The sequence below is a fragment of the Caballeronia sp. LjRoot31 genome (assembly GCF_964253885.1).
Classification (GTDB): domain Bacteria; phylum Pseudomonadota; class Gammaproteobacteria; order Burkholderiales; family Burkholderiaceae; genus Caballeronia.
Map to the genome: position 1 here is coordinate 430,832 of NZ_CAXURX020000001.1, position 13,144 is coordinate 443,975.

12 protein-coding genes are annotated in these 13,144 nt (G+C 59.9%); 7 read left to right on the forward strand and 5 right to left on the reverse strand.

Translation table 11 applies throughout. From position 1 onward, the window contains the following. Nucleotides 1-87: 87 nt before the first annotated feature. Complete coding sequence (locus ACSQ8V_RS01865; protein WP_436204724.1) at nt 88-1,014, forward strand: alpha/beta hydrolase; 927 nt, start codon at nt 88-90, stop codon at nt 1,012-1,014. Nucleotides 1,015-1,034: 20 nt separating this feature from the next. Here the strand turns inward: ACSQ8V_RS01865 and ACSQ8V_RS01870 are convergent, their stop codons facing one another. Then, complete coding sequence (locus ACSQ8V_RS01870; protein WP_436180696.1) at nt 1,035-1,877, reverse strand: EcsC family protein; 843 nt, start codon at nt 1,875-1,877, stop codon at nt 1,035-1,037. Nucleotides 1,878-1,984: 107 nt separating this feature from the next. On the opposite strand from ACSQ8V_RS01870, the gene ACSQ8V_RS01875 reads away from it, so the two are divergent. Together ACSQ8V_RS01875 and ACSQ8V_RS01880 are read left to right on the forward strand one after the other, a co-directional pair. Next, on the forward strand, nt 1,985-3,583 hold the full coding sequence (locus tag ACSQ8V_RS01875) for an MDR family MFS transporter (protein WP_436204725.1): 1,599 nt from the start codon (nt 1,985-1,987) through the stop codon (nt 3,581-3,583). 119 nt (nt 3,584-3,702) lie between these two features. Then, the gene (locus tag ACSQ8V_RS01880) at nt 3,703-4,191 is read left to right on the forward strand and encodes a MarR family winged helix-turn-helix transcriptional regulator (RefSeq protein ID WP_213765904.1); all 489 of its coding nucleotides are present in this window, start codon (nt 3,703-3,705) and stop codon (nt 4,189-4,191) included. Here ACSQ8V_RS01880 and ACSQ8V_RS01885 read toward each other — a convergent pair. Then, nucleotides 4,188-5,462: an amino acid deaminase gene (locus tag ACSQ8V_RS01885; RefSeq protein WP_436204726.1), complete on the reverse strand. Its 1,275-nt coding sequence runs from the start codon at nt 5,460-5,462 to the stop codon at nt 4,188-4,190. The two genes, ACSQ8V_RS01880 and ACSQ8V_RS01885, sit on opposite strands and share 4 nt — an antisense overlap. A 146-nt stretch (nt 5,463-5,608) precedes the next feature. Between ACSQ8V_RS01885 and ACSQ8V_RS01890 the strand changes: the two genes are divergently transcribed. The 4 genes from ACSQ8V_RS01890 (at nt 5,609) to ACSQ8V_RS01905 (ending at nt 9,650) form a co-directional block, all read left to right on the forward strand. After that, nucleotides 5,609-6,520 carry a MurR/RpiR family transcriptional regulator gene (locus ACSQ8V_RS01890; RefSeq protein ID WP_436204727.1) on the forward strand — a complete coding sequence of 304 codons (912 nt, stop codon included), beginning with the start codon at nt 5,609-5,611 and terminating at the stop codon, nt 6,518-6,520. Nucleotides 6,521-6,561: 41 nt separating this feature from the next. Continuing rightward, the gene (locus ACSQ8V_RS01895; RefSeq protein ID WP_436204728.1) at nt 6,562-8,043 is read left to right on the forward strand and encodes an N-acyl-D-amino-acid deacylase family protein; all 1,482 of its coding nucleotides are present in this window, start codon (nt 6,562-6,564) and stop codon (nt 8,041-8,043) included. A gap of 19 nt (nt 8,044-8,062) precedes the next feature. After that, the gene (locus tag ACSQ8V_RS01900) at nt 8,063-8,446 is read left to right on the forward strand and encodes a RidA family protein (protein WP_436204729.1); all 384 of its coding nucleotides are present in this window, start codon (nt 8,063-8,065) and stop codon (nt 8,444-8,446) included. A 184-nt stretch (nt 8,447-8,630) separates the two neighbouring features. Beyond that, entirely contained in the window at nt 8,631-9,650 is a 1,020-nt protein-coding gene (locus ACSQ8V_RS01905; RefSeq protein ID WP_436204730.1) for a fimbrial protein, read from the forward strand. 3 nt (nt 9,651-9,653) lie between these two features. Here the strand turns inward: ACSQ8V_RS01905 and queF are convergent, their stop codons facing one another. Genes queF through ilvA form a run of 3 tightly spaced genes read right to left on the reverse strand, consistent with a single transcriptional unit; the run spans nt 9,654 to nt 12,926 of the window. Next, complete coding sequence (gene queF, locus ACSQ8V_RS01910; protein WP_436204731.1) at nt 9,654-10,484, reverse strand: NADPH-dependent 7-cyano-7-deazaguanine reductase QueF; 831 nt, start codon at nt 10,482-10,484, stop codon at nt 9,654-9,656. Further along, nucleotides 10,484-11,386: a 5'-nucleotidase gene (locus ACSQ8V_RS01915; RefSeq protein WP_436204732.1), complete on the reverse strand. Its 903-nt coding sequence runs from the start codon at nt 11,384-11,386 to the stop codon at nt 10,484-10,486. Before ACSQ8V_RS01915 ends, queF begins: the two co-directional genes overlap by 1 nt. Nucleotides 11,387-11,402: 16 nt before the next feature. Beyond that, nucleotides 11,403-12,926, reverse strand: coding sequence for a threonine ammonia-lyase, biosynthetic (gene ilvA / locus ACSQ8V_RS01920; RefSeq protein ID WP_436204733.1), 1,524 nt, complete (start codon nt 12,924-12,926; stop codon nt 11,403-11,405). Nucleotides 12,927-13,144: the final 218 nt, after the last annotated feature.

A 13,144-nucleotide genomic window follows, 5' to 3' on the forward strand; every position in this document is an offset into this window, starting at 1 on the left:
TGCAGGACACGCGCTGCGGCCTTCTCTTCTCTATACACGGCTTCGCGAACGATCGTACTATTGACGTTCATCGAAAGAGGAGTCGCCATGAGTTGGCAAAGTGCGTTGGCCTGCTGGGTTTTACGTCGCCGGATGCGACCCGAAACGGCTAAGCCGGGTATCGATGTTGCGCGAGCGCGAGCGTTGACGTCGAAGCGCGCGTGGTTGCCGAAAGTGCCGTCGGGCTGGCGTCTTGAAGAGCGATACGGCCAGGACGATGCCCCGCTTCGCGGTGAGTGGCTGTTGCCCGCTCAGCCGTCTGGCATCACGATCCTGTACCTGCATGGCGGCGGTTATTATTTTTGCTCGCCCGCGACGCATCGCGGGCTCGTGTTTCCCCTCGCGAGACGGTCAGGCGCGCGGACCTTTTCCCTCGATTACCGGCTTGCCCCCGAGCACCCGTTTCCCGCCGCGCTGGACGACACACTGACTGCTTATCGAAAGCTGTTGGCCGATGGCGTGCCGCCTGCGTCCATCGTGATAGCCGGCGATTCGGCCGGGGGCGGTCTCGCGCTCGCGACGTTGCTGGCTTTACGCGATGCAGGCGATTCACTTCCCGCAGGCGCGGCGTTGTTTGCGCCGTGGACGGATCTGGCGGCGACCGGCGCGTCGATGACGACCAACGATGGCCTCGATCCCATGTTCTACGGCCGAGCATTCGCGCCGGCGGGCAAGCTTTATACCGGCGATGCCGATGTACGTAACCCGTACGTGTCGCCACTCTATGGGCGGTTCGACGGTTTGCCGCCGCTCTTCATCCAGGTCGGCGATACCGAAGTGCTGCTCGACGATTCCACGCGCGTGGCCGAGAAAGCGCGTGCGGCCGGCGTGAACGTGGACCTCGAGATCTGGCCGAAAATGCCGCACGTCTTCCAGATGTTCGCGCCGTTCGTGCCGGAGGCGAACCGCGCGCTGGAGCGGGCGGCGGAGTTCGCGCGCCGGGTGACGGCTCCGCAAGCCGTGGAAGCATTGTAGAAAGTAGACAAGCTAGCGGTTCACTTCCCGCTCGCTATATCGATGGTCTGAAAAGCGCGCTCGACGGCCAGTTGCCCGTATTCCCGCTCCAGCCGGCGCACGGTGAAATGCCCATGCGCCATCTGCTGGAAGTGATCGATGAACACCGTGTTGACCATGGCCCCGAGCACGGCGCCGATTGCCGGGATCGACTTGGCGGCAACTTGTTCGCTGACCTGCACCGAGAACCGTGACGCCACCGTCTGCAAGAACTTGAGTAACGCGGTCGAGCCGTGCCCGCTCAAACCCTTCGACGCAAGCTCGCTCGTCGCCTTCGATACCGACTGCGCCAAGGTCCCACGCACAATGAAATAGCCGATATCGGCGGCATCGTCGCTCGAACTCGGGCCGCCCATGCCGAGCACCATCAGGCATTGCAACTGGGTGTCGATCAGATGCACGTCTTCGCCCTCGCTGCGCGCAATGTCGCAGATCGAACGGAACATCAGCGTGGTCGTGACGGGCAATTCCACCGGCAACGCGAACAGCCCAAACGCACCGCCCGCTGCGCCCGTTGTCGCGACGGCCAGCTTGTGCATCAGGTTGTGCGGTTTTTCGGGCGGCAGCAAGACGCCGTCAACCGTACTTTTACTCAGCGTGCGCAGCGCGAGTTGCAGACATTTTTTGAGCGCTGCCTGGGTTGCGTCGTCGATTTTTTCCTGCGCGACGTTCGGCATCCGCGCCATCAGCTTTTCGATGGGCGAGCCAACCACGCTCGCCAGTTTCATCGTCAGCGATGGACTTTCCAGTGCTTCCTTGGCACGGCGCAAGGTCGCGAGATCTTCCTGCGAGAGGGGCGAAGCGGCGATCGGCGTCGGTTCCATGGCAATTTTAGAAAAAGGTTGAGAAGGCGTCTGGCCTTGGATTAGAGCCTTTCAGCGTGCTATGATTCACATTCTGTTGACAAGTCAATCATTGCGGTATCAAAAAAATGGCCGTTCATACTGCCGAGCACCACTCCGCGGGACAAGTGCTCCCGTTTCGCGAATCGCTGATGGCGATGCTGGGCATCTGCTTCGTGACCATGCTGGTCGCACTCGATCAAACCGTGGTCGGCACGGCGTTGCCCACCATCGTCGCCGAACTCAGGGGTTTTGACCTTTACGCCTGGGTCGCCACCTCGTACTTGCTTACGTCCGTCATCACCGTGCCTATTTTCGGCCGGCTCGGCGACTATTACGGTCGCAAACCGTTCGTGATCGCGTCTATCGTCGTGTTTACCGTTGCGTCCGCGCTTTGCGGCCTCGCCAACAACATGCTGTTCCTCGTGCTCGCGCGCGGACTTCAGGGCATTGGCGGCGGCATGCTGGTCGGGACCGCGTTTGCGTGCATTGCCGATCTGTTTCCTGACTCCGTCGTGCGTCTGCGGTGGCAGGTGATGATGAGTTCGGCGTTCGGTATTGCGAACGCGGTCGGGCCCTCGCTTGGCGGGATTCTGACGCAATACTACGGCTGGCGCTCTGTGTTCTACGTAAATCTGCCGGTCGGCCTGCTGTCAGTGTTTTTCGTCTGGCGCTTCCTTCCGCACCTTCGGCACATCAAGCACGAGGGCAAGATGCGTCTGGACTGGCAAGGCGCGGGCCTGATCGCGATTGCGCTGGGTTCGTTGCAACTGTTTGTCGAAATGTTGCCGAAGCACGGCTTGTCGGCCGAGTCGTTGCTGCTGCTGGCCGCGAGCGTTGCGTCCAGCTATGCGCTCTGGAAATGGGAACGTAGCTGCGATTACGCCATTCTTCCCGTCGATATGTTCCGCAACAAGAGCCTGTCTGCGCTCTTTACGCTGGCGATTCTTGGCGGTTTCGCCATGTTTTCGTTGCTGTTTTACGCGCCTTTGCTGTTTCAGGGCGGTTTTGGCATGTCGCCGAAAGACGCCGGTCTGATGATCACGCCGCTGGTGGTGTTCATTACGATCGGCAGTATCGTGAATGGCCGGATCGTGACGCGCGTGAAGAATCCCAACGCCATGCTGTTCGTCGGTTTCACGCTGCTCGCGGTGGCGTGTCTCGGCGTGGTGATCGCCACGCGCTCAATGCCGCGTCCGCTGTTGATGATGTTCATGGTGCTGGGCGGAATGGGGCTGGGTTTTGTCATGCCGAACCTGACCGTGTTCGCGCAGTTGACCGCGGGAAGGGAGCATCTGGGGATTGCGACGGCGCTGCTGCAGTCGCTGCGCATGATTGGCGGGATGATCGGCACGGCGTTGACCGGCACGCTGATCGGCCATCTGTATGCGAGCGGCGTGCAGCTCGCACTCGACAAGGACAGCGCCACTCACTGGCTCGGGGACCTGAGCGATCCGCAGATTCTCATCAACCACGACGCGCAAGCCACGCTGCTTTCGCAACTCGCGGCCGCGGGTCATAACGGCGCGATGCTGCTTGAATCGGCACGCGAGTCGCTGGTTGCGGCCATTCACATCGGTCTGGCGGTGGCGGCGGTTGTGGCGGTGCTGGCTGTGTGGCAATCGCGTCGCGTACCGCCGGTGCGCCTGAAGGGCGCGAAGATCGAACCGACGATTGTGGCGGAATGAGCTCGACAGCAGAAAGCAGGCACGCCGACGGCACCACCCGCACCACTGCCACGAACGACGCGCGAACGCGCAACACGGAAGTAACCAGCACCAAAGCAGTCAGCCGGGAACCACTCAGCATGGACGAGACGGAACGTATCGCCTTCATACAGCAGTTCGGGCGCACTTATCGTGCGTTCATGCAGGCGTTCGAATCGCAGGTCGGCCATCCGATGCCGCGCTGGCGCATCTTGCTCGCGCTGCACGATCATGCGGGCGAGTTGTCGCAGAAGCGGTTGGTTGAGAGGCTGCGCGTGGACCCGGGCGCGCTCACGCGGCAGTTGAAGACGCTGGAGGCGCTGGGCTGGATTGCGCGCAGTGTTGATCAGCGTGACAACCGGGTATCGAATGTGGTCCTGACCGATACCGGCCGCGCTGTCACCGAAGCCGGCATGCCGCGCCGCAATACCTTCCTTCACGAGACACTGTCGACCCTTCCCGACGACGCCGTCACGGCGCTCTCCGGCGCGCTGCGGGCGCTCGAGCAGCGCATCCAGGAAGTTGCCGCCGGAACCGCCGAACTGAACGGCCCGGGCGAGCCGGGCAGCGCCGTCTCCGACGAAGCCTAGAACGACGTTTCGATCACTTCCTTCACGCGATATTTTGTATCGACGACCAGAATCTGGCGCCATTTGTCGAAGGTAAGGCAGGGGTGCGAGATGTCGAACGCGATCATGTCGCCGACCTTGATGTCGTCGCCCGGCTTGATCCGCAAGTAGGCGTGCTGATCCATCATGCCGAAGATCTCCCAGCCTTCATCCGTCGTGATGTCGCGCGGCCATTGCGTGCCCGGACGGAAATGGCGAGCCGGTTCGGGCATGCCGGCGTCGAAGGCGGCATCCCGTTTTCCCAGGCCGATGATCACGCGATCCGGCTCCGGAATCGATTGCACATAGGCCCACAATTGCAGCGCCGGTTTCAACCCTTCGCCCATTTTCTTCGCAATCGGGTTGCGCGCGAAAATCTCGTTCTGCGCTTTCTTGTACACACCCACGTCGTGCGTCAGATAACAGCCCGGACGCAGGATCACTTCGATTGCATCGCTATTCGCTTTCGCGAATTCATCGGCGACGACGTCGTACCAGGCAGACCCCGCGCCCGAGAGAATGGCCGGCTTGCGTTCGATCTTGCCGTCGGCGACCAGCGCGCGCGTTACGTCCACCGCGTTCTGTAGAAACGCCCGTACCTTCGATTCGTCTTGCAGCACGCCCTCGTAAATCTCGACGCCGGTGAGCTTCACGGCATTGGGCCAGCGCGCGATGGCGGCCAGCACCGCGTCGCGCTGCGTGTCGTCGCGAATGCCGGTTCGGCCGCCCGCCACGCCCAGTTCGAGCAGTACGTTCACCTGCTTGTTCACATCGTTGAAAAACGCGCCGAGTTGATCGACGTTGTCGGCCGAATCAACAAGGCAATGGAACTCAAAATTGGGATCGGTCAGCAATTCCGCGATCATGCCCATGTTGCGCTTGCCGACCAATTGGTTCGCCATCAGCACACGATGCACACCGCCGCGATACGCCGCCCGCACTTGATGCGCGGTGGCAAGCGTAATGCCCCACGCGCCGGCTTCCAACTGGCGTCGAAACAATTGCGGCGCCATGGTCGTCTTGCCGTGCGGCGCGAGCTTTACGCCATATTCGGCCACGAAGGCCTGCATCCACTTCAGGTTGTGCTCGATCCGGTCCGCGTACAGCACGGCGGCCGGCAGGCTCACGTCCTCGTCCAGCAGATTCCAGTCAAGGCGCGCGGCATCCGCCAGATGCACGCTGACACCCGGCACCATGCCCAGACCCTTGCCGAAAGGGTCGATTGTCGCGCTTTGATAGTTTGTAACTTTCATGTGCTGCTACTCCATCGTTCGGTTGTATAGAGTTGGAGGCTTATTTTGCTGGATTCGATTGATATCGAGATTGACTCGACAATGGTACAGAAAGTACGATGCCTCAGACATTGTTATTTAGTACCAAGCGCTCCGAAAGGGTTTTCATGGATGTGTCGTCCGAACCACCAGCCTTCGATATCGTCGCCCGGATTGCCGAGCGCGCGCCCGAATTGCGTTCGGCGGAACGAAAGGTCGCGGCGCTCATTCTCGACGATTTGACCGGCGCATCGCGCGCCAGCATTGGTGCGCTCGCAAAAAAAGCCGAGGTCAGCATTGCGACGGTGACGCGTTTTGCGAAGGCGGTTGGGTGCCATGACGTGCGCGAGCTTAAATTGCGGCTGGCTCAGGCGGCGGCGGTCGGCCAGCGGTTCCTGCGCGGCGGTTCGTACGATGAAACCGGTGCCGATGATCCCGCCGATTCACTCGCCGCCCGTATTTTCGACGATATCCAGACCACGCTCGCCCACAATCGCGGCGCGTTGCGAGCGGCGCCTATTGCCGCCGCTGCCGATGCGCTCGCCGATGCACAGATGATCTACGTGTTCGGCATGGGCGGCGGGTCGACCGCTTTAGCCGATGAAATGCGTTTTCGTCTGGTTCGGCTGGGCCGGCCGGTGGCGTCGTATCAGGATGGTTTGCTGCAGCGGATGGTCGCCGCGACGCTCTCGCGCGAGCATGTGGTAGTGGCTTTATCGGTGACGGGGCAGACGCCCGAGATGGTGGAGAGTTGCCGGATCGCGCGGGAATATGGCGCGCGGGTGATTGCGCTGACCGCGCCCGCGTCGCCGCTCGCGCAACTGGCCAACTGGCTGATCCCGATCATCGCGAACGAAACTGATTTTATCTACAAGCCTTCGACGTCGCGATACGCCATGTTGATGGCGCTCGACCTGCTCGTCACTGAACTTGCCGTGAAGCAAGGCGATACGAGCCGCGAGCTTTTGCGGCGCATGAAACATGCGCTGGACGCGTATCGAGGCGGCGGCGTCGATGAACGTCAGCCGTTGGGCGATTAACCTGCGCTCAAACAAGCGCGCGAATAGTGAGGGGATAGAGCATGGCATCGGATGGAGAACACGTCGATACGCTGATCAAAGGCGCGCGGGTGATCGACGGAACGGGCGCGCCGGCGGTTCAGCGCGATGTGGCGGTGAAAGATGGCCGGGTTGTCGCGATCGGTGCGCTGAACGACTGGACAGCGGAGAACGTCGTTGAAGCAGAAGGCCGCGTGCTGGCGCCGGGTTTTATCGATGTCCATACGCACGACGATACCCACGTCATTCGGTCCCCGCAGATGCTGCCGAAGCTATCGCAGGGTGTGACGACGGTGATTGTCGGCAATTGCGGCATCAGCGCGTCGCCGGTGACGTTGAAGGGCGATCCGCCCGATCCGATGAATTTATTAGGGGAGCGGCGCGATTTCTCTTATCCGACCTTCGCGGCTTATATCGACGCGGTGAATCTGGCGCGGCCGGCCGTAAATGTGGGCGCGTTGATCGGGCATACGGCGCTGCGCAACAATCATATGGACCGGCTGGATCGCGGTGCATCGGCGCAGGAAATCGATGGCATGCGCGCGCAGTTGGAAGAAGCGTTGTCGCATGGGGCGCTTGGGTTGAGCAGCGGTCTTGCTTATGGCTCGGCGTTCAGTGCACCGCCGGAAGAAGTGATGGCGCTGGCCGAGCCTTTGGCCCACGCCGGCGCGTTGTACACCACGCACATGCGCACCGAATTCGACGCCATTCTCGACGCGATGGACGAGGCGTATCGGGTGGGAAAACACGCGCGTGTTCCCGTCGTGATCTCGCATTTGAAGTGCGCGGGGCCATCGAACTGGGGGCGCAGCGCCGAGGTGTTGAAGTCGCTTGAAAATACGCGCGAGGGTCAGCCGGTCGGATGCGATTGTTATCCGTACAACCGGAGTTCATCGACACTCGATTTGAAGCAGGTGACCGGCGATATCGAGATCACGATCACGTGGTCGGAGCCGCATCCGGAGATGGCGGGCAAGCTGATCTCGGGAATCGCGGCGGAGTGGGGCGTGACGCAGCAGGAGGCGGGCAAGCGCTTGCAGCCGGCGGGGGCGGTTTATCACAACATGTCGGAAGACGACGTGCGGCGGATCCTGTCGCATCCCGCAACAATGGTCGGTTCCGATGGTTTGCCGAATGATCCGCTGCCGCATCCGCGTTTATGGGGCGCGTTTCCGCGGGTGTTGGGGCATTACGCGCGGGATACATCGCTGATCGCGCTTGAAGAAGCGGTGCGGAAGATGACGGGGTTATCGGCGCGGCGGTTTGGGTTGTCGGAGCGCGGTCAGATTCAAGTGGGATATCACGCAGATCTCGTTCTCTTCGATGCCGACAAGGTTAGTGACACCGCAACGTTCGTCGAGCCTCGACAGGCGGCTACTGGTATTGATGCGGTTTGGGTGAATGGGGTGCTGTCGTATCTCGACGGTGCGGTGACAGGATTGCGAGCAGGACATTTTGTGGCGCGTGGCGAGGGTTCCAGACTCGATGCGCTTGGGCACTTTTGATTAACGTTGAGGATGTGTAATGAAACGATATGGCGTGGAAGGTGGTAAAGGACAAGGCGGCGCGGTCATGCCGTTTTCGCGGGCTGTAGAAGCGGACGGATGGCTTTTTGTTTCCGGCCAGACGCCGATGGAAAATGGCGAAGTGATTGAAGGCGGGATTGTTGCCCAATCGCATAAGGCGATTCAGAATGTTTTCGCGATTTTGAAGGAAGCCGGATATGGCGCGGAGCACGTCGTGCGATGCGGCGTCTGGCTTGACGATCCGCGGGATTTTGCGTCGTTTAACAAGGTATTCAAAGAGTACTTCGGGGAACATCCGCCAGCACGCGCTTGCGTGGTTTCATCGATGGTGATCGATTGCAAGGTCGAGGTGGATTGCGTGGCTTATAAGCAGTCTATCTAAAGGAAAATCGATTCAAAGACAGAGCGCGTCCGCGAACTTGAGCGTCCGGGCGCGTAACGTGAAATTAACCGTTTCAATTGCGATTCGTTTTTCTGTAAGCGAGCGTAGCGAAGGGGCTTCTTCAAGTTATAGTCTCGTATCCAGGTGAGGTGTCATCGTTTCAATTAATTAAACGGACATGTTCTTGCGCTACCTCATTAGCACTATTCGCTATTCGGTATTTATGCTGGCGGCGCTATTTCCGATAAAGGCCTTTTCAGCGTATGCCGACTGCACTGCTCCGCTGCCAGCGTTTGTCAACTTGCCGTCAGTTTCGGTGCCGACTAACCTGGCAGTCGGACAAGATATTCCTGGCGCGAAGGCCAGTTTTTCTATCACCATTACCTGTACAAATAAATTCAATGGAACCGTGCATTGGTACGCACAAGTGTCCGGGTTGTCTGCCGCACTGGTGGATGGATATTCGGATGTATATATGTTTCCGGGGATAACGCAAGGGATCGGCTTCCGGATGCGCGCGATTGATGGAACAGTCATGAAGCCCATTTCGTACAGCGGCACATCAAATACGTTCGATTTCGGTGTGGCACAAACTGGCGTGAGCGTGCTCCAGGGATCATTCGAACTAGTTAAGACCGCTAGCGCCGTCGCGGCGGGGTCTTTCAAATTTGGCGCATATGTCAGCGCGCCAAGCACCGAGTATGCGAATGGTGGTAGCGGATCGAATAGTCTTTTGAGTTGGGGCTATACCATCAACCCGGTGACAGTCGCCGCGTGCTCCGTCGTAAAATCAGATATTGCGGTGCCGCTGCAAAATGTGCATGTTTCCGAATTGCCGGCTCCAGGTTCCATTGCCTATCCAACGAATTTTGGAATAGATCTTCGGTGTGAAAGCAATGCCAGGCCTCAAATCACTTTGACAGATGCGGCCACACCGCTAAATCAATCTACGGAGCTGACGCTCGCCCCCGGTTCTACTGCTTCAGGCATCGCAATTCAGATTCTTTATAATGACGCACTGGTACGCCTGGGACCTGCTCCAATCTTCTACACGGGATCGGGCGCTGCGATTACCAATTCGCTGGATTTAGGCACTGTTTCCGGTGGTATTCATCTTCCATTCACGGCGAGATATATACGGACCGGCAATTTAACGCCCGGGAGTGTGCTCGGGAGAGCTACCTTCACCTTTACGTATCAATAGTGGTTACTGCCGCGCCAACCGTGCGTTATCCGGCAGTGGCAAATTAAAGTTGGTCCGAAACGGATTAATGTCCAAACCACCTCGCCGTGTATATCGCGCATAAACGGCGAGGCGTTCCGGCTTGCATTCACGCATCACATCCAGAAATATCTGCTCAACGCATTGCTCATGAAACCCGGTGTGTTCGCGATAAGAAATGATATATCGCAGCAATCCCGCATGATCAATTGGCGCGCCGACATAACGAATTTGCACGCTGCCCCAATCCGGCTGCCCGGTCACCGGACAATTCGATTTCAGCAGATTGGAAAACAGCGTTTCATCAACCGGCGATTCGCCAAACGAAGCGCGCAATAGCGAAGGATCGGGAGAATAAACATCGGTATCCAGATCCAGCCGATCCAGCGATAAACCTTCAAACTCTTCCATCTTGAGCTTCACGCCAAACTCATAAGGCGCGACAAGCTGCACGGACACGTTCGCACCGCAGACCGCGGAAACGTCCTTGCGAATCGCCGCACGAACCTCATCGATAGAATCAAACGCCGTCTGTGAGAAAGATCCCAGATACAGCTTGAATGATTTCGACTCCACAATATTCGGCGAATCCGCCGGCACGATAAACGTTGCCACCGCGATCTGCGGTTTGCCCTTACGGTTGAGCCACGACAGTTCGTAGGCGTTCCAGATATCGGTGCCGAAGAACGGTAGCGGACCCGTGAGACCGAGCGCGTCGCGCCCCGGCTTTCGGCCGATGGGAAAAAGCAGCGCCGGATCGTACCGTTCGAAGTACTGGACCGGCTTGCCAAGGGGTGAGTGTTCGGGCGTATTCATTATTCGTTCGATATGCCGCTCGGGACGTGCCCCGTCGCTGTCACGACGCGGGCCGACTCGCAATGGCCAATTTGGTCGTCGAAGAAAAAGTCGGGTTCGAACTTGCCCAGGAACGGGCCTTTGTCCAATCCACCGAGGAACATCGCTTCGTCGATTTCGATGTTCCAGTCCATCAACGTCCGGATCGCCCGCTCGTGCGCCGGCGCGGATCGCGCTGTCACAAGCGCCGTGCGAATCCGCATCCGCGTGGTGTCGTGGCTAAGTTTTTGCAGCTTGTGAAGCGCTTCCAGCAACGGTTTCAACGGGCCGTTCGCCAACGCCAGGTCTTTCTTGCCGACTTCGTGCGCCACAAACGCGGGCAAGCCTTGCGCCTGGAACACTTGCTCGGCTTCGTCGGAGAAAAGCACGGCATCGCCGTCGAAAGCAATCCGAATTTCGTCAGGATACCGGCTCGCGGCAAGCGGCGCTCGCGGCACGACCGTCGCGGCGGGAAAGCCGGCGGCGAGGGCGGCGCGGACATCGGTGGAATTCGCGGATAGGAACAAGGAGGCTCGGAACGGCTCCAGATACCGGAACGGCGATTCACCGCGCGTAAAGACCCCGCGCTCGATCGCCAAGCCGTGTTCCTTGCACGAACTGAACGCGCGCAAACCGCTGATGGGATCACTACGCGACAAGATCACGACTTCCACGCGCCGCTCGCCGTCCACGTTCAACGCGAGCAACTTCTCGATCAGCGAGAACGCGATACCGGGTTTAGCCGGAACATGAAGCCGCGAACGCTGCAGCGCCTCGTATTCGCGCAAGTCACCGGTTTCATAGACTTCGTTCTCTTCTTCGAAATCAAACAGCGCCCGCGATGAAATCGCGACCACCAGCTTGTCGTCCAGCGTGAAAGCCATGCGAAACATCCGCCCGTCAGGCCAGGAACAGTTTGTACACGGGGTTCGCGCCTTCGTCCCACCACTGATAACCCAAGGTCGCAAGGAATTGCCCGAACGCCGCGTTCTCCGTCGCCGGCACTTGAACGCCAACGAGAATCGAACTCGTATCCGCGCCTTGATTCCGGTAGTGGAACAGGCTGATATTCCAGTTCGGCGCCATCGACGACAGGAATTTCATCAGCGCGCCCGGGCGCTCGGGGAATTCGAAACGCAGCAGCCTTTCGTCTTGCGCGAGCGGCGAATGGCCGCCCACCATGTAGCGGATATGTTGCTTCGACAACTCGTCGTGGCTGAGATCGACCGTAGCAAATCCGTGTTCGATAAACGCGTTCGCCATCTGCACCGCTTCGCCGCGCGTCTTGATCTGCACGCCAACGAAGATATGGGCGGCGTGGGCATCGGCGATCCGATAGTTGAACTCGGTCACGCTGCGTGTTCCGACCAGTTCGCAAAACCGTTTGAAGCTGCCACGCTCTTCCGGAATGGTCACCGCGAACACGGCTTCGCGCGCTTCGCCCACTTCGGCGCGTTCGGCGACAAAACGCATCCGGTCGAAGTTCATGTTCGCGCCGGACGTCACGGCGACCAGCGTCTGCGCTTCCAGCCCATCGCGCTCCGCGTATAGCTTTGCACCCGCAACCGCCAGCGCGCCCGACGGTTCCAGCACGCTGCGCGTGTCCTGGAAGACGTCCTTGATCGCGGCACAGAGAGCGTCGGTGTCCACCGTAATGACTTCGTCGAGCAATTCGCGGCACAGCCGGAATGTTTCCTCGCCGACGAGTTTCACCGCGGTGCCATCGGCGAACAGCCCGACTTCGGCCAGCGTGACGCGTTCGCCTGCCGCGATGGATTGCTTCATCGCGCACGAGTCGATGGCTTGCACGCCGATGACGCGGATCTCCGGGCGCACCGCTTTGACGTACGCCGCGACGCCGGCTGCGAGCCCGCCGCCGCCGATGGGGACGAAGATGGCGTGGATCGGGCCTTGGTGCTGGCGCAGGATTTCCATCGCGACGGTGCCTTGGCCGGCGATGACGTCGGGGTCATCGAAAGGATGAACGAAGGTCAGGCCACGTTCTGCCTGCAACTTGACGGCGTGGCCGTATGCGTCGCTATAGGATTCGCCGTGCTGGACGATTTCCACGGTCGGGCCGCCGAACGCTCGCATGGCGTCGATCTTGACCTGGGGCGTGGTGACCGGCACGACGATGACGGCTTTGCAGCCGAGCCGCGTGGCTGAATAAGCGACGCCTTGAGCATGATTTCCCGCCGATGCCGTAATCACTCCGCGTGCCAGCACGTCAGAGGAAAGTTGCACCATCTTGTTGTACGCGCCGCGAATCTTGAACGAGAACACCGGCTGGTTGTCTTCGCGCTTCAGGTAGACCGAGTTGTGCAGCCGCGCGGACAAATTGCGGGCGGGTTCGAGTTCGCTTTCGCGGGCGACGTCGTAGACGCGCGCGGTCAGGACTTTCTTGAGGTAATCGGGGTATGTCATTGCGGAGCCGTTCGCGCGCGGCTTTGCGCGCCATTTTTTGTGAGCGAAAACGTTGATAATAGCGTAGGGGCTCGCTGGCGCTCGGGTTTTGGGGCTTTGGGGGGCGTTGGTTCTGGGGGGAGCGGTCGGGGTCGGTGCTGGGTTGCTAGGTTCTGGGTTAGCGGTTCTGGGTCTATGCCGGGTTGGTGCTTTCGGCCGTGGTGGTCTGCGAGAGTCGG